Origin of the sequence: Bordetella sp. 02P26C-1 (assembly GCF_009763255.1) — a bacterium.
Lineage (GTDB): Bacteria > Pseudomonadota > Gammaproteobacteria > Burkholderiales > Burkholderiaceae_B > Bordetella_A.
This window is the reverse complement of record NZ_WSJB01000025.1, coordinates 78,392-101,078: the sequence shown is the minus strand read 5'-3', so window position 1 is coordinate 101,078 and position 22,687 is coordinate 78,392. Positions and strand designations below refer to the sequence as shown.

The following is a 22,687-nucleotide window of genomic DNA, read 5'->3' as shown; positions in this document are numbered from 1 at the left end:
CTCATTCACGCTATCGCGAAGCGTACCAGCGCATGGGGCTGGCTAAACGCATCTACCTCGAGGCGCTGGATGCAGGACTGTGCTTGCTCAGCAGTGCTCGCCAATCGCCTGGAGCCCTGCAACTGTGGCGCTCGTTGGGGCAGCATTACCCGTTGCACCATGTTCAGCTACAAGGAAAGCGCCTGATGGATTTGGGCAGGTCTATCGAACGGCGTCAATTTGAAGATCTGCACACCAGAATGTTGCTTTGCGGCGCGGGCTGGAGTGTGGAACGTTTGCTGTCGCTGACGTCCCACGCGCCCGCGCGTCGGCGTGAGGGTTCAGAGCGCCAGTTCGCCGCTGGCCTCGGGTTGAAACAGCAACGCTTCGATATGCAGAGTTGCCGGCGTGCCACTGGCATCCACCCAAGACACGGTCGCGCCCACACGATGGCCGAGCAAATGACCGCCCACCGGCGATAGCACGGAGATAAAGCCCTTCGGGGCATCGGCCTCGCTGGGGTAGCAGATCGTGATCTCGCGCTCGGCGCCATCCTGATCCCGCACGAGCAGGCGCGAGTTTACGGTCACCACATCGCTGGGAATATCGCTGGGCATCAGGAAGTCGCCCTCGTCAAAGCCTTCCAGCACAGCGTGCGGCAGTCCGTCGGGAGTAGGGAAACGCGCCGCGAGGCGCTCGATGCGGACACGGTCCAGTTCGGAAAAAATACGTTCAGTGTGAGATGCAGACATGTAATACTCCTAGTCAAACCATAAAAGGGGTGTGTGGTTTGGCCCGGCAGCACGCTCCAGAATGAGGGAGCTCTAGGTGGCCGCCGGGCTTAGGAGTCTGCGTCGGCGTCGGGGGCCGAAATGAACGGGCGCGCGCTCGCCGTGCGCCGAAAACCGGCGCGACGCAGAGAAGCGATAGCAGAGGCGAATCCTAAAGCCGCGTTCATATTGGGAATGGTACCCGATGCAGGGGCGAGACTAAAGCCCCAAATATCAGTACAGCGTTAACCTACGCAATGACGCCCGCCGTCATCGCACAAGCACTAACGAAAAAAAACCGAGCCGGAAAAGCAAAACGCCACCCAAAGGTGGCGAGGTTGCTGTGTCGGTACAAATTTCTAGCGTTGGTTGGCTCCCCGAGCTGGGCTCGAACCAGCGACCTGCGGATTAACAGTCCGTCGCTCTACCGACTGAGCTATCGGGGAACTGCTAGAGAAACGAGATTATGCACGAGTTTTTAGGCTTGTGCAAGTCCCGGCGCTAAAAATCCCTCGATTGCGTTTGTGCCGCAGTTTTTTTGACATTCTTAACGGCGCCCGTGCGATCTGACCCCACAACATAAATTTTTCTGCTATTATTTCGGTCTTTGGTGCTGCGCTCTAAGCGCACACCAGCAAAAGCGCGATAGCGCTGATGCACGCCGGCATAGCTCAGTTGGTAGAGCAGCGCATTCGTAATGCGAAGGTCGTAGGTTCGACTCCTATTGCCGGCACCAAGAGATTCTCGAAAAGCCTCGCTAGCCCACAGTTAGCGGGGCTTTTTGTTTGTGCCTCCTGATAGGGCGGCATTGGCCCGGCATCAGACATGCGGTCCGGCGAACCGTACAGAAATCAACATACCCCCTCCCCCGCCCCGCGCGTTCAACGATTCAATCGCATAACGCATTGCGGGTTTCCCCAGCTGCCCGACGTCCCTGCACTGGCGGAGATAGATGGATTCGCGGGGTATGAGATCAACACCTGGAACGCCCTGCTCGCCCCTAAAGGCACGCCGGCCGGCGTCATCAATACCCTGAGCGCCGCGCTGAACGCAGCGATGAAGTCCCCGACGCTGCGCCAACATTTTGACAAAGAAGGCGCAGTGCCCGCTCAGAGTACGCCCGCGGAATTGAGCGCATTCATCCAAGATGAACTGAAGAAGTGGGCGGGGGTCGTCGAGTCGGTGAACATCCGGGTGGATTGAAGCGACGCGCTGCCCCTGATCACGGAGGGGTTGTAGCGAGCCGAGGGCGTCAGCGAATCAACACCGCTCGGCGCGCCGATTACTCCGCATCCGGCTGTTTCTCCGGCGCCGCCAGATCGAACGCCGGTAAGGCGCGGCATACCGCATCAATGCGCAGCACGTTGGGCATGGCCGACAGATCGCAGTTTAGACGGCGGGCGTTAAAGACTTGCGGAACGAGACAGATGTCGGCCAGACCGGGCGCATCACCATGGCAGAACTCGCCGGTGGCTGCGGAGTTGGCCAGCATGGTTTCGACCGCACCCAGGCCCAGAGCCACCCAGTGGCGATACCAGGCATCGCGGCTTTCGTCGTCGATATTCAGTTCGCGCTTTAAGTATTTCAGCACGCGCAGGTTATTGAGCGGGTGCGTGTCGCAGGCGATGGTCTGTGCGATCGCTCGCACGCGGGCACGGCCGGCGGCATCCGCCGGTAGCAATGCCGGATCGGGATGCGTTTCGTCCAGGTATTCCACGATGGCCAGCGATTGACCGATAGAGACATCACCATCGACGAGCGTGGGCACGAGCGCCGTGGGGTTGACGCTGCGATAGGCTTCGGAAAACTGCTCGCCGCCGCTTTTAAGCAAATGCACACCCAGATACTCATAAGGAAGGCCCTTGAGATTCAAGGCAATGCGGACGCGATAGGCGGCGGAACTGCGGAAATAGCTATACAACTGCATGATGTCTCCTTCCATGCAATGACCGATGATCGATAACTAGCTGGCCGATGAGTCAGGGGCTGGCGCGACTTTACGCGAAAGACCTTTGGGTAGCGGGAAGGCGACGTTTTCCTCGAGCCCTGGCATGGTGCGAACCGAAACCGCGCCCAGCGCTTTCAGGCGCTGCACGACCTCTTGCACCAGCACTTCGGGGGCAGAAGCACCCGCCGAGATGCCAATGCGTTGGCGTCCCACCAGCCACGCCGGGTCGATGGAATCCGCACCGTCGACCAGATATGCGTCGATACCGATACGCTCGGCAACCTCGCGCAGGCGGTTGGAGTTGGAACTATTGGTGCTGCCCACCACGAGCATCAGATCGCATTGGGGGGCCAAAATCTTGACGGCGTCCTGGCGGTTTTGCGTGGCATAGCAGATGTCGCTTTTCTTTGGCTCGACAATCTGCGGAAAGCGCGCGCGCAAGGCCGCAGACACCGCAGCCGCATCGTCGACAGACAGCGTGGTCTGGGTGACGAAGGCGAGATTTGCCGGATCGGTCACCTGCAGCTCGGCCACGTCCTCGACGGTCTCGACCAGATACATGCCACCTTGCGCCTGGCCCAGCGTGCCTTCGACCTCGGGATGACCTTTGTGCCCGATCATGATGATTTCGCGGCCCGCGGCGCGCATGCGAGAGACCTCGATATGCACCTTGGTCACGAGCGGGCAAGTCGCATCGAATACCTGCAGACCGCGTGACTCGGCCTCTTGACGCACGGCCTTGGAAACGCCGTGCGCGGAGAACACCACGATCGCGCCGGACGGGGCCTCGTCGAGTTCGTCGATGAAGATCGCGCCTTTGTTGCGCAGGTCTTCGACGACGTAGCGGTTATGCACGATTTCGTGGCGGACATAAATGGGCGCGCCATGCAGCTCGAGCGCGCGCTCGACGATGTCGATGGCGCGGTCCACGCCCGCACAGAAGCCGCGCGGCTGCGCCAGGACGACTTCGGCTTCGGGGTGGGTGACGGCAACAGTCATTAAAGCACTCCGAGGATATTTACATCGACGCGCAGCGACGTACCCGCCAACGGATGATTGAAATCGAACAGGGCCCAGTCGGGTTCGAGCTGCTTGAGCACACCCGAATAGCGGCCGCCGTTGGGCGCGGCGAATTCGACCAGATCGCCAGGTTCGAAGGTGGCGTCGGCGCCGGCATGCTCAGCCAGCATGGTGCGCGTGATTTTTTGAATCAGATCGGGATTGCGATCGCCATAGGCCTGCGCCGGCTCCAGGGTGACGCTGAACTCGTCGCCTTCGGCATGTCCGAGCAGCGCCTGCTCAAGGCCGGGGGCCCACTGGCCACTGCCCATTTGCAGCGTGGCGGGCCGGCCGTCGAAGGTATCGGCGAAGATCGAGCCTTCGGCCGGGCCCGAGGCCAACACGATGCGGTAATGCAGCGTCAGGTAGGAGTCGGGACGGACGACGGGCGTGGCGGAAGAATCAGGCGTGGCGGTCAAAGCGGATCACCAATAAATGAACGTAGTCCCTGATTTTAGAACGACTTAGCGAATCGTTCTGGCGCACCGGTGCGGCGGGGTGTCACACCGTAGTTTTGCGGATGGATAAAAGTGTGCACCGTAGGACCCTGCGAAGGCCGGTCTCTGGCATCCTGCCCGTTGTTCGAATTCTGCCGTATCGCGATGAGCTTACCTGTAGATCTGCCTGTCCATGAACGCCCCCGGGAGCGACTGCTGCGCCACGGCCCGGGATCCCTGCGCGATGCCGAGTTGCTGGCCCTGGCGCTGCGTACCGGCACGCGCGGGCGCAGTGCGATTGATATGGGCAACCTGCTGATGCAGCATTATGGTGGCCTGCGCGGATTGTTTTCCGCCTCGCCCGACGAGCTGATGACGTTGTCAGGGCTGGGGGCGGCCAAGGCGTGTTCGCTGGCGGCGGTGCTCGAGCTGGCGCGGCGCGCGACCGAGGAACAGCTCACGCGTCAGCATGTCCTGTCGGAACCCTCGCACGTCAAACAGTATTTCCGCACCGCACTGGGGCATCGCACCGTGGAACACTGCATCGCGCTTTATCTGGATAACCAGCTTAATCTGATCGCCACGGGCGAGCTGGCGCGCGGAACGCTCAATCAGGCGTCGGTATACCCCCGGGAGGTCGTGCGCGAGGCGCTGCGACATCATGCCGCGGCGATCATACTGGCGCATAACCACCCGTCGGGCATAGCGCGGCCTAGCGACGCGGATTTGCGTTTCACCACCCATTTGCGGCAGGCGCTCGCATTGGTGGATGTGCGGCTCGTCGATCATTTGATTGTGGCGGGCCACCAGGTTGTGTCGATGGCGGAGCTGGGCATGATGTGAGGGTGAGCGCTGGCGCGCAGCAGACACCAGCCGGTATCATCAGTGCTTTGCTGTCATCTCTGCCTACACGCCTGATGAAACGTCTTTGGGATATTTCGCCGCCGGTCTCGGCCAGCTCTCCGGTTTTCCCCGGGGACACGCCGTATCGCCAGCAATGGAAATGGACCCTGACGCAGGAATGCCCGGTCAATGTCAGCGAGATTGCCATGTCGCCGCATATTGGCGCGCACGCCGATGCACCGCTGCATTACCAGAACGGCGCGCCGGCGATCGGACAGTTGTCCTTGGAACCTTTTTTGGGCCCCTGTCGCGTGATTCACGCGCTGGACTGCGGGCCATTGATCCTGCCCGAACACTTGGAACACGCGATGGACGATCTGCCGCCTCGCGTGCTGGTACGCACCGCGCGCAATGCCGCGGTGTCCTGGTGGACGGATGACTTTAGCGCCTATGCGCCGCATACCATCGAATGGCTGGCTGACCGCGGGGTGGTGTTGATCGGGCTGGATACGCCCAGCATTGACCCCGCCTCGAGCAAGACCCTGGACAGCCATCACGTCATTCTGCGCCGCGATTTGCGTGTGCTGGAAAATTTGCTGCTCGATGACGTGGAACCGGGCGATTACGAGTTGATCGCCCTGCCCCTGGCGCTGTCCGAGGCCGATGCCAGCCCGGTGCGCGCGATCTTGCGCGAGCTGGACTGATTGTTCCCCTTGTATCGCCGCTTGCGAGCGGCGGTCAGTATTGACAAGGCATGACTCGATGACCACGTCCGACAAACCCGAAGACATCGTTCGGCAAGAAAACGCACAGCTCGATTACACCCGCGATATGACCTACGGGGATTATCTGCATCTGGATGAGCTATTGGGTGCTCAGCACCCGATGTCGCCCGAACATAACGAGATGCTGTTTATCGTGCAGCATCAAACGAGCGAGCTGTGGATGAAGCTCATGCTGCATGAGCTGCGCGCGGCCATCACCAATGTGTCTCAGAATCAGCTGCCTCCGACGTTCAAGATGCTGGCCCGGGTGAGCAAAATCATGGAACAGCTGGTCCACGCCTGGGATGTGCTGGCGACGATGACGCCGCCCGAGTATTCCGCCCTGCGGCCGTATCTGGCGCGCTCCAGCGGTTTTCAAAGCTATCAGTACCGGCAAATTGAGTTTTTGCTGGGTAACAAGAACGCGGCAATGCTAAAGCCGCACGCGCACCGCGCCGACCTGCTCGGCGCGGTCCGGACTGCTTATGAAAGCCCGTCGCTGTATGACGAGTCCTTGCGCCTGTTGGCGCGCGAAGGGCTGATGATCCCCGAGAGCCATGTCGAGCGCGACTGGACGCAGCCCTATCAGGCGGATCCGGTGGTGGAAGCCGCCTGGCTGACGGTCTATCGCAATCCAGACCGATACTGGGACCTGTATCAGCTGGGCGAAAAGCTCACGGATTTGGAAGATGCATTCCGGCTGTGGCGTTTTCGACACGTCACGACGGTCGAGCGCGTGATTGGATTCAAGCGCGGCACGGGCGGCACGTCGGGTGTGGGCTATCTGCGCAAGATGCTGGATGTGGTGTTGTTCCCGGAGATCTGGGCGCTGCGTACAAACCTTTGAGTCCATGTTAGAATGCGGAGTTGCTTCCTGGATACGTGGCCTACGGCGTTTTGACCCGTCAGGCTGGCGACCCGCTAACCCCCCGGCAAGACCGGAAGAACCGGAAATACTCATGAAAGAAGGCATTCACCCCGAATACCGCGAAGTGGTGTTCTTGGACCTGCAAACGGGCAACAAGTTTGTCACGCGTTCGACGGTCAACACCCGCGAAACCATCGAGCTCGATGGCAAGACCTACCCGCTGTTCAAGTGCGACGTGACCTCCGAGTCGCATCCCTTCTACACGGGCGCGCAAACCCGTATCGTCGAAACCGGCCGCGTTGAGAAATTCCGCGCGCGTTTCGCCCGTACGGCTGGCACGGTCAAGTCCGCGTCGTAAACTTGCATCTTCCGAGATGCTGGAAAAAAAGCAGCCTTCGGGCTGTTTTTTTTTCCTTGACGCTCCCCTCCATCCCGTTTGAGGGCCCCGGGCCCTGGACTGCTCAGTATCATTAGCTACGTGTCTCCCATTTCGCGCTCTACTCCGGCCCGACTCACCGCCTCGGCGACTGCCAAGTTACCGCGGCTAGTCCTGCTGGGCTTGTCGCTGGCCTATATCCTCGCTGGCCTGTTCATGCGCGACCCTTGGAAGACCGAGGACGCGGTGGGATTGGCCACCATGATCACGGCGTTTCGGGAAGGCGGATCGACTTGGCTGCTGCCGCAGGTGGGGCAGCTTGCGTTCGCGCAGGAAGGGCCGCTGCTAACTTGGGCAGGAGCCGTTTGCATCGCACTGTTCGGCCCCTGGCTGGGTGAGATCACGGCGGGGCGGCTACCGAATTTATTGTGGTTCGGTATCACGACGGTCAGTGTTTGGTACGGTACCTATCTGGTTGGACGCCGCGCGGAGGCGCAGCCGCTGGCGCTGCCGTTTGGCGGAGAACCAGCACCGCGCGACTATGGCCGCATGCTGGCCGACGCGGCGCTGTTGTTGCTGCTGGCGACCGTCGGGATTCTGCAACGCACCCATGAGACGTCAGTGGTGCCGGCCATTATGGCGTGGCAAGCATTGGCGTTCTACGGCATGGCACGCACGCTGGATCGGCCGCTGTCGGGCGTGATCACGCTGGGCGTGGCGCTGGCGGCCGCGTTTTTGACCCGGGGGTGGGTCGGCGCCCTGCCGATTATGCTGGGTACGCTGGTCGCTTTTGCTCCCCGTAGTGCGTTGTGGGCGAGGCGCTATTGGCTGGCGGGGGCGATTGCCGTGGCAGCGGTGCTGATCCTGGCGTGGTGGATACCGGCGTCACACGGCAGCAGCTACTGGATCGACAATTGGAAGACTTGGAATCTGGCCTCGTTCAGCTGGCCTAGCTGGTCGGATATTGGCAGGACCGCAAGGGATCTGCCTTGGTATTTGTGGCCGACCTGGCCGTTGGCGTTGCTGGCGGTGTGGCGGTGGCGCGATTGGGTTTTCGCGCCACATATCTGGTTGGCTTTGGGGTTGGCGCTCTTTGCAGCGGGCGAGCTGGTGTTCCTGTCGGAGCCGACTGAGGCGGAATACATATTGCTGGTTGTGCCCTGCGCGATCCTGGGTGCGTTTTCGCTGCCGACGTTGCGGCGCGGTGTGGTGAACACGCTGGACTGGTTCGCCATCATGTGCTTTTCGCTGACGGTCGCCACCGCCTGGCTGGGATGGATCGCGCTGCACTTCGGGTGGCCGGCGCAGATCGCGCGCAATATCGCGCGCCAGACGACGGGCTACGAGCCTACGATTTCGTGGTTCGCGTTTGCCCTGGCGTTGATCGTGACCGCGGCCTGGACCGTTCTGGTGGCCTGGCGCTTGCGCTCGAAGCCGCTGGCGCTATGGCGCGGGACGGTGCTGTCGGCCAGCGGCCTGACAGCGACTTGGATTTTGCTGGTATTGCTGTGGCAGCCGGCTGTGGACTATGCGCGTAGCTATCGCGATGTGTCGGCAGAACTGAAAACGGCGCTCGACCAGCATCGCCGGCCGGGCGAGTGCGTACGCGGATTGAGCGTGGGTAGCGGGCAGCGTGCTTCGTTACTGATTTTCGATAATCTGACGCTGAGCTATGACTCGCGCTGCGCTTTGGTGTTACAGCAGACGACGCGCGAACGGCTGCGCGACGGCCAGGCCGCCTTTAGCGAAGGCGCGACGGAGTTGTGGCGCGGTGGGCGGCGCGCGGACCGTCATGAGATCTTCCGTCTGCTGCGTATCGACCAATCACGATGAACGCCGCGGCTCCCACGACTAAAGGCTTTGGCGCTTCGATGTCGGGTATCGCCCGGCAAGCTTGGCCCGTGCTGGTGAGCCAATGGGCGGGGATTGCCTTCGGCGTGCTGGACACGGCGATGACGGGACATGCCAGTGCGGCGGACCTGGCCGCGATGTCCCTGTCGATCTCGGTGTACATCACGGTGTTCGTGGGACTGATGGGCGTGGTCCATGCGTTGATCCCGATCCAGGCTCAGCATTTTGGCGCGGGGCGCTTTGATGAGGTGGGACGCGCCTGGGGTCAGGGTGTGTGGCTGGCGCTGGGACTGGCGCTCGCGGGCGCCGTGCTGATGATGTTTCCCGATATGTGGCTGTCGCTCTCGGGTGACGTTGCACCCGAAGTGCGTGCCCGCGTGGCGGATTATCTACGCGCGCTCGCGCTGGCCTTGCCAGCCGCGCTGGTGTTTCGCACCATTTATGCGTTGGGCACGGCGGTCTCGCGACCGAAGGTTGTGATGACCATCAATCTGGTGGCGGTCGGAATCAAGGCATTTTTGAACTGGGTACTGATTTACGGCAATCTGGGGCTGCCGGCCTTGGGTGCGGCGGGCGCGGGGCTGGCCACGGCAATTACGTTCTGGATCAGTCTGAGCGTGGGGCTATGGGTGATCACGCATGACCCCTACTTCCGACGTTTTCATCTGACATTAGGGCGTCCTACCTGGGCCGCTCAGAAGGAACTGCTACGGCTAGGCCTGCCCATGGGCGGCTCGTATCTGGTGGAAGTTTCGGCTTTTACTTTTATGGCGTTGCTGGTGGCTCGCGAGGGTACCTATGTCAGCGGCGGCCATCAGATCATGTCGAACCTGGCGGCGCTGTGCTACATGATGCCGATGGCGCTGGGCGTGGCGACGGCGGCCTTGGCCGCGCAATCGATCGGCGCGGGCGACTTGGTCCTGGCGCGACGCCACAGCTTGGCCGGCATGGCGCTAGGGCTGATCGGGGCGGTATTGACGGCCGCCGTGCTGCTGGTGGGCCAGCCTCTCATTCTGGCTGCCTATACGGACGATCCAGAAGTCGCAGCCGTGGCGAGTACGCTGCTGACGATCATCCCGCTGTTTCACTTGGCGGACTCCATGCAGTGTATTAACTCGTATGTGTTGCGCGCCTATAAAGTCGCGGTGGTGCCGCTGTTGCTGCAAGTGGTCGCGTTGGCTGGGCTAGGGTTGCTGGGTGGTTGGTGGCTGGGTTTTGGGCCTGGGCGCGGAATGCTTGATGGCTTGCGCACGCTGATCTTGCCCGGATCGCCGCAAGGCGCCGGCACGATGTGGCTGATGGCCATGCTGGGGCTGGCGTTTTCGGCTGTGCTGCTGCATGCGTGGTTCTGGAAAGTCGTGCGCAATTTCCGCGGCGCGTGACGGCCACGGATCACGCCTGATAAATCAGCAATCCCACGGTCACGAACAACATCGCGGCAAAGCATCCGCGTAAATGGCGGTCCGGCATGCGATACGCCAAGCGCACCCCAACGGGGACGAAAGCGAGGCTGCCGAGCGCCAGCGGGATGCCGACCCAGCCATTGGCCTGCCCTGCCCAGCTGTAGGTGATCAACGCGATGGTGGAGCCAGGTATGACCATGGTCAAGGCCAAGGCCTGTGCGGCGGTTTGCGACAGGCGAAAACCGGCCGTCAGGATCGGCACGCATAGCACCGCACCCCCCACTCCGAAAAATCCGCCGAATGTGCCGCACAACATCCCTAGCGCCGCTGACCGGCGAGGCGTGAGCGCCGGCGCGGCGCGTCTTGGCACCTCGTTCGCATGCAGCGGACGCGGGGGCCGCACCATGCGATAGACGTAAAACACGGCGACAAAGAACAGAAAAATGGCAAAACTCACGCGCAGCGTGCTGGACGCAATACCAAGCGCAAGCCGGGCGCCGAGCCACGTGAAGGCTACCGCCCCCAGCGCACCCGCAGCGGCCACACGCGGATCGATGGGGACTTTTTGATTGTATTTACGTACGGCCATGATGATGGTGGGCAGCACCATGATCAGAGCCGTGCCTTGCGCCAGCTGCTGGGGCATGTCCATGAGCAAAACCAACGCCGGAATCGCGATCAGACCCCCGCCTATGCCCAGTACACCGCCCAGGAACCCGATGAGTGCGCCGCTAGCGAGGCAGGCCGCGATGATCCACAGACTCATGTGAGAGTCCCGGCGAATGCGTACGAGAACGGCATGATGTTTTTAGCGCAGCTTTTCCATGGCCGAGTCGAGGCGATCGACGGCCCAAATTTCCAGACCCTCGATGGGCTGACGGGGGGCGTTGGCTTTCGGGATCAGGGCCACGCTAAAGCCCAGCTTGGCGGCCTCGCGCAGTCGTTCTTGTCCACGCGGCGCGGGCCGGATTTCACCTGCCAAACCGACTTCGCCAAAGGCGATCAACCCGCGCGGCAAGGGCCTGTCGCGCAAGGAAGACATAATCGCCAGCAGCACGGGAAGGTCGGCCGCCGGCTCCGTGATCCGCACGCCGCCCACGGCATTGACGAACACATCTTGATCGAACGTGGACACGCCAGCGTGACGATGCAGCACGGCGAGCAGCATGGCGAGACGGTTGCCTTCCAGACCGACTGTCAGTCGGCGCGGATTCGGGGCATGCGAGCTGTCTACCAGCGCCTGGATTTCGACCAGCAACGGGCGGGTGCCCTCTTGCGTGGCCATCACGCAGGAACCGGAGACCTGCTGTTCGTGTTGCGAGAGGAACAATGCCGATGGGTTGGCCACGCCACGCAGGCCACGGTCTGTCATGGCGAAAACGCCAAGCTCATTGACCGCGCCAAATCGGTTCTTGAAGGCACGCACCAGGCGAAACGAGGAATGCGTATCACCCTCGAAGTACAGCACGGTATCCACAATATGTTCGAGCACGCGTGGACCGGCGAGCGCGCCGTCCTTGGTGACGTGACCGATCATGACGATGGAGATGCCGGTTTGCTTGGCCAGGCGGGTAAGCTGCGCGGCGCATTCCCGGACCTGCGATACCGAGCCGGGTGCGGCCGTCAGTTCGCTGCTATAGAGCGTTTGAATAGAGTCGATGACCGCGACGGTGGGACGCTGCTCGGACACCGCCGCCTGGATGGATTCCAGACGAATTTCGGCCAACAAACTGACATTGCCGGTCGGAACGCCCAGACGACGCGCGCGCAGTGCGACTTGTTCGGCGGATTCTTCGCCGGTCACATAGAGCACGCGTGAATTGGCCGACATGGCAGCCAGGGCCTGCAGCAACAACGTGGATTTCCCGATGCCGGGATCGCCACCGATAAGGACCACGGCCCCCGCCACCAAGCCACCCCCCAAAACGCGGTCGAACTCATCCAGACCGGTGGGCTGACGCGGCGTTTCGCGGGGTTCGATATCGGCGAGGGTACGCACTGGCGTCGAAGCGGCCAGCGGCGCGTAACGATGCGAGGCCGCGGTGGGACTTGCGGACTCGACGGTTTCTTCGAGGGTATTCCAGGCAGCGCAATGCGGGCATTTGCCCTGCCATTTGGGAGTAGTGCCGCCGCATTCGGCGCAGACGTAGACGGTTCGAGGCTTGGCCATGTGGCAAGTTTACCCGCCTAAACGTGGCCCGTTGGAGCAGGCGCTACGTTTTTGACACTCGCGACTCAGCGTCCTGCCAAACTGCCCCCGCCATCGACGCCTAGCACCTGCCCCGTGACGAAGCCGGCTTCGTCGGACAGGAAAAAGGCGATCGCGGCGGCCACTTCATCCGGAGTGCCAATGCGCTTCATTGGAATGGACGCCAACGCGCGACGCTCGCCCTCGCTGCCCGCGGGTTGAGCAAGGCGGAATAGCTCGGTCTCGATGGGGCCGGGAGCGACGGCATTGACGGTGATACCGTACTCGGCCAACTCCAGCGCCCAGGTGCGCGTGCATCCGACCAGGGCGCTTTTGGCGGCCGAATAGCTGGTGCGCTCGTGCGCCCCATGGATGGTCCGACTGACGATATTGACGATGCGCCCGGTGCGGCGCGCCTTCATCGATTCCAGAAAGGCCTGCGTGACTTGCACGGCCACGCGTACATTGAGGTCCATGACGCTGTAGAGCGAAGCCAAATCGATTTCGCCCAGCGGCTGGGGCCGCACCATGCCGACATTATTCACAATGGCGTCGACGGGATATTTCTCGCGGATCTCACGCAGGACTTCTTCGGTGCGTCCGGCATCGGCCAGATCACAGGCATACAGATAGCCCGGGAAATCGACGTGTTCGGTGTTACGCGCGATTCCCACGACATGGCAGCCCTGGTCGGCAAGCCGCTGGGTCAGCGCCCAGCCGATGCCTTTCGTCGCGCCAGTGACCAGCACGCATTTGTCTTTCATGGAATTCCTCGCTAAATATCGAAATCAGGCGATACGCTCGACGGGCACGCGCGGGGCCACCGCGCACAATAGCTCGTATCCGATCGTGCCGCACGATTCGGCCACCTCGTCGACCGACGGCCCTTCGGCGCCCCACAGCGACACCGGGGTACCCACGCGTACGGACGGAACGCTGGTCAGATCGACCATCAACATGTCCATGGAGACGCGGCCGACCAGCGTGGTGCGCGTGCCGCCGACGACGACCGGCGTGCCTGTGCTGGCATGACGCGGATAACCGTCGGCATATCCGCAAGCGACCACACCGATGCGCATGGGCCGGTCAGCGCGGAACAAGGCGCCGTACCCCACGGCCGCACCCACGGGCACTTCCTGCACGCCGATGATCTCGGAACGCAGCGACATCGCCGGACGCAGGCCGAGTTGTTCCGCGCTTTCGCCAGCGATAGGCGAGGCGCCGTACAAGCAGATGCCCGGACGGACCCAGTGCGCCTGCGCGCCGCTAGTCAAAGCGATCTCCGGATAACGCAGCGTGGCCGCCGAATTGCAAACACTGACGGGCCCATTACCCAAACCGTCGGTCACATCGCGGAAAACCTGCATCGGCTCTGCCACGCCCTCGGGACCGTCGGCGCAGGCGAAATGGGTCATGGTGCCAATACTGCCGACGCTGCCTTGATCGCGCAACTGGTTGGCGCGCTGAAAGGCGCTTTGGAATGTATCCGGCGTAAAGCCGAGCCGGTTCATCCCCGTGTTCAGTTTGAGCATGATGTCGACGCGGCGTGCCAGACGCGCGCGCGCCAGCATGTCGAGCTGCTCGCGGGTATGCACGGTGACCGATAGATGATAGCGATCCACCCACTCCAGGTCGCCAGGCTCGAAAAACCCTTCGAGCAGCAAGATCGGCCCGCCCCAACCTGCCTCGCGACAGCGTACTGCCTCGGACAGATCCAGCATGGCCAGACCCTGGGCGGCAGAAAATCCCGCCACGGCGGCCTCGATCCCATGCCCGTAGGCATTCGCCTTGATGACGGCCCAAATCGATGGGGACTTCGCCGCCGCGGCTTGGGCTGACTGATCGAGATGACGTCGCACGACGGCCAGATTATGGCTGAGTGCGGAAACTGAAATAGTGGCTTTGATCGGGCGTGGCATTTGTAATTTCCTATGGCAGTTAGTCTACCTGATCTGCCTCGCAGCGGGTCGAGAGTGTGCGGCGGAATCACACAGAAATTATTAGCTACTTATCCGCCGGCTGGCCGCCGTGGGGCGGCCGGGATGCGCCCGACTAAAATAGGGACTCAGGGTTTCCACCAAGCTGGCCTTCAGGCCGTTGCAATTCAGAGGTATGGCAGTCGATCACTACGAAAATTTCCCCGTTGCCTCGGTACTGTTGCCGCGCCGGCTGCGCCGTCCGGTCACGGATATCTATCGGTTCGCGCGCGCGGCCGACGACATCGCCGACGAGGGCAACGCCAGCGACGCTGAACGGTTGGCGGCGTTGGCCGCTTTCCGCGCGGAGCTGCATCGCATCGGTGCTGAGCCGGGAGGCGAATGCCGCCCTGCGGACGTCCTCGCGCCTATCTTTGCGCCGCTCGCCCAGACGATTGCCCAATATCAGTTGCCCATCACGCCGTTCCTGGATCTGCTGTCGGCGTTCGAGCAGGATGTCTCTGTCAAACGGTACGACGACTACGCATCGCTGCTGGACTACTGCTCGCGCTCGGCCAATCCGGTCGGACGGCTGATGCTGCATTTATACGATGCGGCAACGCCCGACAATCTGGCGCAGTCCGACGCGATTTGCACGGGTCTGCAGTTGGCGAACTTCTGGCAAGATGTGCGGGTAGACTGGCGCAAGCAACGCATCTATCTGCCACGCGAGGACTTGCTGCATCATCACGTCACCGAGGACGACATCGCCACTTGTCGCTTGACCCCACAATGGCGCGATCTCATGGCCTTTCAAGTAGAACGCACCCGGGCACTGCTACACTCTGGCGCTCCACTGGCACGCCGGTTGCCGGGCCGTATCGGCCTGGAACTGCGCCTGATCGTGCAAGGGGGACTGCGCATTCTCGAGCGGATTGAGCGCTGTGGCTATGACGTGTTCATGAACCGGCCCGAATTGGGCTGGAAGGACTGGGCCGTCATGCTGTGGCGCATCCGATAACTCGACACCGCACGCGCTGACATACTGATGGGATACATGCCAAATTTATGACGCCTGACGACTATTGCCAGGAAAAAGCCGCCAAAAGCGGGTCGAGTTTTTATTACTCGTTCCTGTTCCTGCCGCCCGAACGCCGCCGCGCCATCACGGCGCTGTACGCGTTTTGCCGGGAAGTGGACGATGTGGTGGACGAGTGCACGGATGCGTCCGTGGCGCGCATCAAGCTCGCCTGGTGGAGAACACAGGTCGATCAGCTGTTTGCCGGTCATGCGGAGCATCCGGTGATGCAGGCGCTGCAGCCGCACTTGGCGTCGTGCGATATCTCGCGCGAACGCATGCTGGCGGTCATCGACGGCATGGAAATGGACCTGGACCAGACGCGTTACCTGGACTGGCCGGGGCTGCGTAAATACTGTTGGCATGCGGCCGGCGTGGTCGGCGAGCTGTCGGCGGGCGTTTTCGGCTATACCGATGCGCGCACGCTGGAATATGCGTCCAAGCTAGGCTTGGCGTTTCAGCTTACCAACATCATTCGTGACGTGGGCGACGATGCCAGGCGCGGGCGGATCTACTTGCCCGTCAATGAGCTGCAGCAGTTCGACGTGAAGGCCGCCGAGATACTGAACGGCACCTATTCGGACAGGTTCGCCGCGCTGATGAAGTTCCAGGCCGACCGGGCGCGACAGCTTTACAAAGAAGCCATGCAGAGTCTGCCCGAAACCGACCGCCGCGCGCAGCGACCGGGATTGTTGATGGCAGCCATCTATCACGCGCTGCTCGATGAAATCGAGCGCGATAACTGGCAGGTGCTGCATCAACGCATCTCGCTCACGCCCATTCGGAAATTCTGGCTGGCCTGGAAAACCTGGGTCGGTGGTGGCCGCGGCCTCGTGCGCCGCCTCTCGACATGAAAAAGGTCGCGATTATCGGCGCTGGCTGGGCAGGCCTTGCGGCCTGTGCGGCGTTGCGCGACGCGGGCGCGCAGGTCACCGTGTTTGAAGCGGGTCGCACGCCTGGGGGCCGGGCGCGTCGCGTGGTGCATCCCGATTTTGGCGGGCACCTGGATAATGGCCAACATATTTTGCTGGGCGCCTATCAGCAGACGCTCGCGTTGATGCGGCGCCTTGGGCGCAATCCGGCCACGCTGCTAATGCGGCGTTCCTTGCGACTGAGCAGTTTGGACGGTGCATTTAATCTGGCCGCGCCCGCCCTGCCCGCACCTTTTCACGCCTTGGCCGCGCTGGTAACGGCGCGTGGCCTTTCGTGGGAAAGCCGGCTTGCCGCGATACGGTTGATGCGCGGACTGCAAAAGCAAGGCTGGCGCCCCCCACGCGACTGGACCGTGTCGCGATTGTTATCGCACTATCAGCAACCGGCGCAGATCGTGCAGCGCCTGTGGGAACCGCTATGCTTGGCGGCACTGAACACGCCGCTGGACGAGGCCAGCGCGGGCCTCTTCGCGCGTATTTTGCAGGACAGCCTGACCGGCGACCGTCGCAATAGCGATTTACTGCTGCCCTGCGTGGATTTGTCGGCGTTGTGGCCGGATGCGGTCGCGCTGCATGCCACCATGCGTTATGGGGCCACGGTACGCCATCTGAAGCCCGGCGATTATTGGGTGGATGTCAATCGGGAACGGTTCGACGCGGCGGTGCTCGCGGTACCACCCTTCGTGGCCGCCCGCCTGCTGGAAGATGCCCTGCTCGATGCCGACTCGCCGGGTCTGCTGCATGCGCTGCAGGCGTTTGAGTATGTGCCGATCGCCACCTTGAACCTGCGCCTGGCCGCGCCATGGCCGCTGCCGGCGCCCATGATGCTGCTGCGCGAGGACAAGTCGCGCGGGCATTGGGGCCAATGGGTATTCGACCGATCGCGCCTGACCGGGCGTAGCCCTGAATCCGAGTTGGCCATCGTGACGAGTGCGGCGCGCGCGCTCTCGTCCGAGTCGCGCGAAACCATCATCGCGAACTTGACGCAACAAGTCACCGAGCAGGCCGCCCGGCACCCTTCCCGTCTGCCACCCATGCCGGCGGTGGTGGCCGCTGAGCTTTTCGTCGAGAAACGCGCCACCTTCGCCGCGGTGCCAGGGCTGAACCGCCCGCTTAACAGCACGCCATGGCCGACGCTAGCCCTGGCGGGCGACTGGACCGACACAGGCTATCCAGGAGTGCTGGAAGGCGCAGTGCGCAGTGGTCTGAAGGCAGCACAGGTACTGCTGGCCGGGAAATAGGCGCCGATACGGCCGTTTTAACGCAGCATGGAATTGGCGCTTGCTAATCCGAGGGCGGTTAACCCAAGCGATCCCAGCAAGCTCAATCCTGCATAGCCGATCGCGGGCACATAGTCGCCCCGTTCCAGCATGCCCACGGTTTCGGCCGAAAACGTCGAAAACGTGGTCAGCCCGCCCAGGAAACCTGTCACAGCCGCCAAGCGCACCCATTGTGGCCAATCCGGATGCGCCCATAACACCGCCAACGCGACCCCGATCAAATACCCACCGGCCAGATTCACCGCCAGCGTCCCCCACGGCCACCCGGCCGTATTGAGCCAGAGCCCGACCCACCAACGAGCGCAAGCACCCAACGCGGCGCCCAGCGCCACGGCAAGGACATTGATCGTAGTCAGCGTTTGCATAAAAATAACTTGAGACTCATTCTCATTTCACTGGTAGAATCCGCAGCCAATTCGCCATTTGCGTCATGGACCGACAAACACCCTCTCGCCGACGAGCCTACTGGCTGAAAACCCTGCACCAATGGCACTGGATTAGTTCCGCATTATGCCTGTTGGGGATGCTGCTGTTCGCCATCACCGGCCTGACGCTCAACAATGCCTCGTTAATCCCCGCAACGCCCGTAGTCACGAGTGGCGAGGCGCAGTTGCCCGATGCGTTGCTGACGGAGCTGCAATCCGCCAAGACCGCTGGCAAGCAAGCCCCCGTGCCGGGCAACGTCGCCCAATGGCTGCGCAGCGAAGCGCACGCCGATGCGACTGGCCGGTCACCCGAATGGTCGCCCGACGAACTCTACCTGTCCTTGCCCCGCCCTGGGGGCGACGGCTGGGTGTCGATATCGCTGGACGACGGCCTGGTGGAATACGAGTACACCGATCGCGGTTGGATCGCGTATTTGAACGACCTGCACAAGGGACGCCATACCGGCACGGCGTGGAGCTGGTTTCTGGACCTGTTCGCCGTGGCCGCGCTGGTGTTTTCGCTGACGGGACTGGTGCTGCTACAGATGCACGCGGGCCAGCGCGCGGCGACCTGGCCCATGGTGGGCCTGGGCGTGGTGATTCCCGTTGTGCTGGCGCTGGTATTTATCCATTGATGAAGCACGAGTCTGGAGACTTTATGCGTAAGCTGCTGTTGTCGGCGTTGCTGGCTGGCCTGATTGCCCGGACGGCGCAGGCCGCCGATCTCAATCTGAACGTGGAAATTCCGCGCTTGGACGTGGCGGAATATCACCGTCCCTATGTGGCGATCTGGCTGGAAACCGCCGATCAGAACGCCGTGGGCGATCTGGCCGTGTGGTACGACGTGGCCATGAAAAACAACGAAGGCGCGCAATGGTTGAAGGACATGCGCCAGTGGTGGCGTCGCAGCGGCCGCAATCAACAGTTCCCCGTGGACGGCGTAAGCGGCGCAACCCGCCCGGCCGGTAAACACGCGCTGTCCTTTTCGGGCAGCCAGAAGCCTTTGGCCGAACTCAAGCCCGGGCGCTATGCCTTGGTGGTCGAAGCCGCGCGTGAGGTTGGCGGCCGCGAACTGGTGCGAGTGCCATTCGACTGGCCGCCCACCAAAGCCGACTCCCTGACGGCCCAAGGCGAGCATGAGCTGGGCGCAATCGCAGTCACGTTTACCCCTTGATCCTGCCGTATGTCGGCACCCGTCTTTGAGCACCGCCATTTGTCCGCTGCCGACACCGTCCTCAAATCCCTGGTTATTGGAACTCCGATGAAATATGCCCTTCGTTTTGCCGCTGCGTTAGCGTTGAGCCTGCCTGCCGTGACTCACGCGCACGATGCGTGGCTGGTGCCCTCCTCCACGGTTCTGTCGGGCAACGACAGCTGGATCACGGTTGACGCCTCTGTCGGTAACGACAAGTTCTATTTCAACCACGCGCCGCTGCGCCTGGACAACTTGGTCATCGTCTCGCCTAGCGGCAAAACCGTGTCGCCAGAAAACGCCAACCGTGGCAAGCTGCGCAGCACGTTCGACCTGCAGCTGACCGAGCCCGGCACCTACCGCATCGCCGTCGTCAACGACGGCGTCTTCGCGCGCTGGAAAGAAGACGGTAAGCCCAAGCGTTATTTTGGCAAGGTCGAGAACATGGCCGCCGCCATCCCGGCGCAGGCGCAGGACCTGGAAGTCTCCGAGTCAATAGGTCGTGTCGAGACCTTCGCCACGGCTGGCAAGCCGACTACCCTGGCGGCGGCGGCTCGTGGCCTGGAACTGGTGCCGGTCACGCACCCGAACGATCTGTACGCAGACGAAACAGCAACCTTTCAGATGACAATTGACGGCAAGCCCGCGGCCGATCTTGAAGTCAATATCGTGCCCGGCGGCGGCCGTTACCGCGACCAGGTCGGTGAAATCGCGCTGAAAACTGACAAGGAAGGCAAGTTCGAAATCAAGTGGCCGCAGCCAGGGCTGTACTGGCTGGAGGCGGGTACCGAAGATCAGAACACCACCGTCAAGGATGCATCCAAGCGGCGTCTGTCGTATGTCGCCACGCTCGAAGTCCTGGCTCAATAAGCACGGCCCTTCGCAGCGCACGCATGAAGCATAAGGTGTCCTACGTCTCGGGTGGCTGGGGAGTCGGTTATGGCCCCCAGATCTTGACGGCGGCCATAGGGACTGTTGATCAGCGCCCTGCCCAGGCGTTGGGCTTGACGCCCGCCGCCTTGGCGGGCGCGACGATGGGCACGACTTGGTCGGCGCGTCTGGGGCTGCCGCCAGGCGTATCGCCTCTGGACGCCAAACGGGCGATCACAGAAGCCCTGGATCTCGTCGTCGCGCAGATGAGCACCTGGGACGAACGATCCGATTTGTCCCGATTCAATCAGGCTGAAGTCGGCTGGCACCCACTGCCCGAGCCTTGTTTTCACGTACTGACGCGGGCACTGCATTGGGCTGCCGAAACAGGCGGTGCCTATGACCCGACGGTAGGGCCTCTGGTGAATGCCTGGGGGTTTGGCCCGCCCCCGTATGCCAGCGAGCCGCCCGGACCGGAACTGTTGTCGGCGCTGCGTCAACGTTGTGGATGGCAGCACCTGCGGCTGGATCACGATCATCGGCGCGCCTGGCAAAAGGGGGGCGTGTATATCGATCTGTCGGCCATCGCCAAAGGCTATGGCGTGGATTTGGCGGCGCAGTCGCTGGCGCGGCTGGGCGTGCACGATTTCCTGATGGAGGTGGGCGGCGAATTGCGTTCGTCTGGCCGCCGGCCGGATGGTGCACCCTGGCGAGTCGCCGTGGAGTTTCCCGATGGCAGTGAGGACCACGCCATGGCGATTGCCCTGCAAGGACGCAGCATTGCCACGTCTGGCGATTATCGCCGCTATCGTGAAGACCAGATGGGGCGATACGCCCATACGGTGGATCCGCGCACGGGGCGGCCTATCGCCAACGGCTTGGCTTCCGTGACCGTTGTGCACGCGGCGTGCATGGACGCGGACGCCTTGAGCACGGCGTTGACGGTGATGGGCGAACAAGAAGGCATGGACTACGCCAAAAGCCGCGGACTGGCGGCCTTGTTCATTGTGCGTGACGGGCAGCAACTGCGAATGACGGCAAGTCCGGCGTTTGAAGCGCTGCTGGCGGCACAATAGCGGCCTCACACACAAGGCTATGTCGATGTCGCCTACCCACCGTTTGATCTGTGCGTGTTGCGTCATTGCGCTATGGCTGCTGTTATGCCTATGGGCATGGCATCAGGCTCGCAACCGTCACAGGAAAGCGGCGGAGGCGGCATCCGCTTTAACCGCGCCGGTCACCGGCGACACCATACTGATCGCGCACGCCAGTCAAACCGGACAAGCAGAATCACTTGCCCAGAAGACCGCACAAACGCTCAGCCTAGCGGGCGTTCCCACCCGGGTGGCCGGATTAGGGCAACTGAATCCGGCGGTATTACGCAGCTACCCACGGGTGTTGATCGTCGCTAGCACCTATGGCGAAGGCGATCCACCGGATAACGCCGCCGCCTTCGCCGATTCGATATCGGGCATGCCCACCATGGCGCTCGATGGATTGCAATATGCCTTGCTCGCGCTGGGCGACAGCACCTATCGCCATTTCTGCGGCTTTGGCAGACAGCTGGATGGCTGGTTGCGCAACTGGGGCGCGACCCCCCTATTCGACCGCGTCGATGTGGACCGCATCGATGCCGGCGCATTGCGGCATTGGGTGCATCAGTTAGGCCAGATGATCGGGCAACATGAATTGCCCGATTGGGAAACCCCGGCCTATCAGCCATGGCGGCTGACCGCCCGCACGCTGCTCAACCCGGGTAGCCAGGGCGAACCTTGCTTTCATCTGGAACTGACAGCGCTCGATCCCGACCACGCGCGATGGCAGCCTGGCGACATCGCCGAGATCGGGCCGCGCAAGACGCGAGGCGGCGACGTCCTGCCGCATCGGGAATACTCGATTGCCTCTGTCCCGAGCGATGGCGCCGTACACCTGCTGGTGAGGCTACGTCGCGACGCCAATGGCGGTTTAGGCGTGGGCAGCGGTTGGCTCACACAGATCGCTCAGATAGGTGACCTGATCGACCTGCGCCTGCGCAGTAACGAGAATTTCCGCCCTCCCCAGGATGCACGGGGAGCGCTATTCATCGGCAATGGCACCGGCATCGCGGGCCTGCGCGCGCTGCTCAAGGCGCGTATCGCGGCCGGGCATCATCGCAATTGGCTGATCTTTGGCGAGCGCAACGCGGGCACCGATGGCTTCTATCGCGAGGAACTTCAAGCCTGGCTCGCCTCGGGCCGGTTGCACCGGCTGGATCTCACGTTCTCGCGCGACGACCGTGAGCACCCCTATGTGCAACATCGGCTGCTGCAAGCGGCAGACAGCGTGCGGGAATGGGTCAATGACGGGGCCGACATCTATGTGTGCGGCAGCCTGAACGGCATGGCGCAGGATGTGGATCAGGCGTTACAGCACATCCTGGGTAGCGACGCGATGACAAGATTGCGTCAAGAGGGACGCTATCACCGCGACGTTTACTAATCGCTGCCATCGTCACGGCGGATTTGCCGC

At 62.4% G+C, this 22,687-nt stretch carries 24 protein-coding genes and 2 tRNA genes; 16 read left to right on the top strand and 10 right to left on the bottom strand.

The window, feature by feature from the left end:
- Positions 1-320: 320 nt before the first annotated feature.
- On the bottom strand, positions 321-731 hold the full coding sequence (locus GOQ28_RS15410; protein WP_160351854.1) for a GreA/GreB family elongation factor: 411 nt from the start codon (positions 729-731) through the stop codon (positions 321-323).
- A gap of 388 nt (positions 732-1,119) precedes the next feature.
- Positions 1,120-1,195 (bottom strand) — tRNA-Asn (locus tag GOQ28_RS15405).
- 214 nt (positions 1,196-1,409) lie between these two features.
- Between GOQ28_RS15405 and GOQ28_RS15400 the strand changes: the two genes are divergently transcribed.
- Both GOQ28_RS15400 and GOQ28_RS15395 read left to right on the top strand, forming a co-directional pair.
- Positions 1,410-1,485, top strand: a tRNA-Thr gene (locus tag GOQ28_RS15400).
- 89 nt (positions 1,486-1,574) lie between these two features.
- On the top strand, positions 1,575-1,952 hold the full coding sequence (locus GOQ28_RS15395; RefSeq protein WP_160357098.1) for a tripartite tricarboxylate transporter substrate-binding protein: 378 nt from the start codon (positions 1,575-1,577) through the stop codon (positions 1,950-1,952).
- A 79-nt stretch (positions 1,953-2,031) separates the two neighbouring features.
- On the opposite strand, the gene maiA is transcribed toward GOQ28_RS15395, so the two are convergent.
- Genes maiA through GOQ28_RS15380 form a run of 3 tightly spaced genes read right to left on the bottom strand, consistent with a single transcriptional unit; the run spans position 2,032 to position 4,175 of the window.
- A complete protein-coding gene (gene maiA / locus GOQ28_RS15390; RefSeq protein WP_160357097.1) occupies positions 2,032-2,676 on the bottom strand; it encodes a maleylacetoacetate isomerase in 645 nt (214 codons plus the stop codon).
- A 36-nt stretch (positions 2,677-2,712) separates the two neighbouring features.
- Positions 2,713-3,696 (bottom strand): 4-hydroxy-3-methylbut-2-enyl diphosphate reductase, encoded by a 984-nt coding sequence (ispH, locus tag GOQ28_RS15385; protein WP_160351484.1) that lies wholly within the window; start codon positions 3,694-3,696, stop codon positions 2,713-2,715.
- Positions 3,696-4,175, bottom strand: coding sequence for an FKBP-type peptidyl-prolyl cis-trans isomerase (locus GOQ28_RS15380; RefSeq protein ID WP_160351485.1), 480 nt, complete (start codon positions 4,173-4,175; stop codon positions 3,696-3,698). The genes ispH and GOQ28_RS15380 overlap by 1 nt, the downstream gene beginning before the upstream one ends.
- A 183-nt stretch (positions 4,176-4,358) precedes the next feature.
- On the opposite strand from GOQ28_RS15380, the gene radC reads away from it, so the two are divergent.
- The 6 genes from radC to GOQ28_RS15350 all read left to right on the top strand — a co-directional run bounded on the left by radC (position 4,359) and on the right by GOQ28_RS15350 (position 10,277).
- On the top strand, positions 4,359-5,036 hold the full coding sequence (gene radC / locus GOQ28_RS15375; RefSeq protein ID WP_160351486.1) for a RadC family protein: 678 nt from the start codon (positions 4,359-4,361) through the stop codon (positions 5,034-5,036).
- A gap of 74 nt (positions 5,037-5,110) precedes the next feature.
- On the top strand, positions 5,111-5,740 hold the full coding sequence (gene kynB, locus GOQ28_RS15370) for an arylformamidase (RefSeq protein ID WP_160351487.1): 630 nt from the start codon (positions 5,111-5,113) through the stop codon (positions 5,738-5,740).
- A gap of 58 nt (positions 5,741-5,798) precedes the next feature.
- Positions 5,799-6,647: a tryptophan 2,3-dioxygenase gene (gene kynA / locus GOQ28_RS15365; RefSeq protein WP_160357096.1), complete on the top strand. Its 849-nt coding sequence runs from the start codon at positions 5,799-5,801 to the stop codon at positions 6,645-6,647.
- Between the two features lie 112 nt (positions 6,648-6,759).
- Positions 6,760-7,026 carry a type B 50S ribosomal protein L31 gene (locus GOQ28_RS15360; RefSeq protein ID WP_160351489.1) on the top strand — a complete coding sequence of 89 codons (267 nt, stop codon included), beginning with the start codon at positions 6,760-6,762 and terminating at the stop codon, positions 7,024-7,026.
- Positions 7,027-7,146: 120 nt separating this feature from the next.
- Positions 7,147-8,877, top strand: coding sequence for a glycosyltransferase (locus GOQ28_RS15355; RefSeq protein ID WP_160357095.1), 1,731 nt, complete (start codon positions 7,147-7,149; stop codon positions 8,875-8,877).
- Entirely contained in the window at positions 8,874-10,277 is a 1,404-nt protein-coding gene (locus GOQ28_RS15350; RefSeq protein ID WP_160357094.1) for an MATE family efflux transporter, read from the top strand. The genes GOQ28_RS15355 and GOQ28_RS15350 overlap by 4 nt, the downstream gene beginning before the upstream one ends.
- Positions 10,278-10,287: 10 nt before the next feature.
- On the opposite strand, the gene GOQ28_RS15345 is transcribed toward GOQ28_RS15350, so the two are convergent.
- The 4 genes from GOQ28_RS15345 to alr all read right to left on the bottom strand — a co-directional run bounded on the left by GOQ28_RS15345 (position 10,288) and on the right by alr (position 14,405).
- Entirely contained in the window at positions 10,288-11,064 is a 777-nt protein-coding gene (locus tag GOQ28_RS15345; RefSeq protein WP_160357093.1) for a sulfite exporter TauE/SafE family protein, read from the bottom strand.
- A 42-nt stretch (positions 11,065-11,106) separates the two neighbouring features.
- Complete coding sequence (gene radA, locus GOQ28_RS15340; RefSeq protein ID WP_160357092.1) at positions 11,107-12,468, bottom strand: DNA repair protein RadA; 1,362 nt, start codon at positions 12,466-12,468, stop codon at positions 11,107-11,109.
- A 65-nt stretch (positions 12,469-12,533) separates the two neighbouring features.
- Positions 12,534-13,250 (bottom strand): SDR family oxidoreductase, encoded by a 717-nt coding sequence (locus tag GOQ28_RS15335; protein WP_160351494.1) that lies wholly within the window; start codon positions 13,248-13,250, stop codon positions 12,534-12,536.
- Between the two features lie 24 nt (positions 13,251-13,274).
- Positions 13,275-14,405 carry an alanine racemase gene (gene alr, locus GOQ28_RS15330; RefSeq protein WP_160357091.1) on the bottom strand — a complete coding sequence of 377 codons (1,131 nt, stop codon included), beginning with the start codon at positions 14,403-14,405 and terminating at the stop codon, positions 13,275-13,277.
- Positions 14,406-14,598: 193 nt separating this feature from the next.
- Here alr and hpnC point away from each other — a divergent pair, with 193 nt between their 5' ends.
- The 3 genes from hpnC to hpnE are packed head-to-tail and all read left to right on the top strand — an operon-like array spanning position 14,599 to position 17,653.
- A complete protein-coding gene (hpnC, locus tag GOQ28_RS15325; protein ID WP_160351496.1) occupies positions 14,599-15,423 on the top strand; it encodes a squalene synthase HpnC in 825 nt (274 codons plus the stop codon).
- Between the two features lie 47 nt (positions 15,424-15,470).
- Positions 15,471-16,334 (top strand): presqualene diphosphate synthase HpnD, encoded by an 864-nt coding sequence (gene hpnD / locus GOQ28_RS15320; RefSeq protein WP_160351497.1) that lies wholly within the window; start codon positions 15,471-15,473, stop codon positions 16,332-16,334.
- Positions 16,331-17,653 carry a hydroxysqualene dehydroxylase HpnE gene (gene hpnE / locus GOQ28_RS15315; RefSeq protein ID WP_160357090.1) on the top strand — a complete coding sequence of 441 codons (1,323 nt, stop codon included), beginning with the start codon at positions 16,331-16,333 and terminating at the stop codon, positions 17,651-17,653. Before hpnD ends, hpnE begins: the two co-directional genes overlap by 4 nt.
- 17 nt (positions 17,654-17,670) lie before the next feature.
- Here the strand turns inward: hpnE and crcB are convergent, their stop codons facing one another.
- The gene (gene crcB, locus GOQ28_RS15310) at positions 17,671-18,057 is read right to left on the bottom strand and encodes a fluoride efflux transporter CrcB (RefSeq protein ID WP_160351499.1); all 387 of its coding nucleotides are present in this window, start codon (positions 18,055-18,057) and stop codon (positions 17,671-17,673) included.
- Between the two features lie 65 nt (positions 18,058-18,122).
- Here crcB and GOQ28_RS15305 point away from each other — a divergent pair, with 65 nt between their 5' ends.
- The 5 genes from GOQ28_RS15305 (at position 18,123) to GOQ28_RS15285 (ending at position 22,657) form a co-directional block, all read left to right on the top strand.
- Complete coding sequence (locus GOQ28_RS15305; RefSeq protein WP_160357089.1) at positions 18,123-18,752, top strand: PepSY-associated TM helix domain-containing protein; 630 nt, start codon at positions 18,123-18,125, stop codon at positions 18,750-18,752.
- A 23-nt stretch (positions 18,753-18,775) separates the two neighbouring features.
- A complete protein-coding gene (locus GOQ28_RS15300; protein ID WP_160357088.1) occupies positions 18,776-19,291 on the top strand; it encodes a DUF2271 domain-containing protein in 516 nt (171 codons plus the stop codon).
- 87 nt (positions 19,292-19,378) lie between these two features.
- Positions 19,379-20,179, top strand: coding sequence for a DUF4198 domain-containing protein (locus GOQ28_RS15295; RefSeq protein ID WP_160357087.1), 801 nt, complete (start codon positions 19,379-19,381; stop codon positions 20,177-20,179).
- Positions 20,180-20,202: 23 nt separating this feature from the next.
- Positions 20,203-21,255, top strand: coding sequence for an FAD:protein FMN transferase (locus GOQ28_RS15290; protein WP_160357086.1), 1,053 nt, complete (start codon positions 20,203-20,205; stop codon positions 21,253-21,255).
- 19 nt (positions 21,256-21,274) lie between these two features.
- A complete protein-coding gene (locus GOQ28_RS15285; protein WP_160357085.1) occupies positions 21,275-22,657 on the top strand; it encodes a sulfite reductase subunit alpha in 1,383 nt (460 codons plus the stop codon).
- Positions 22,658-22,687 lie beyond the last annotated feature (30 nt).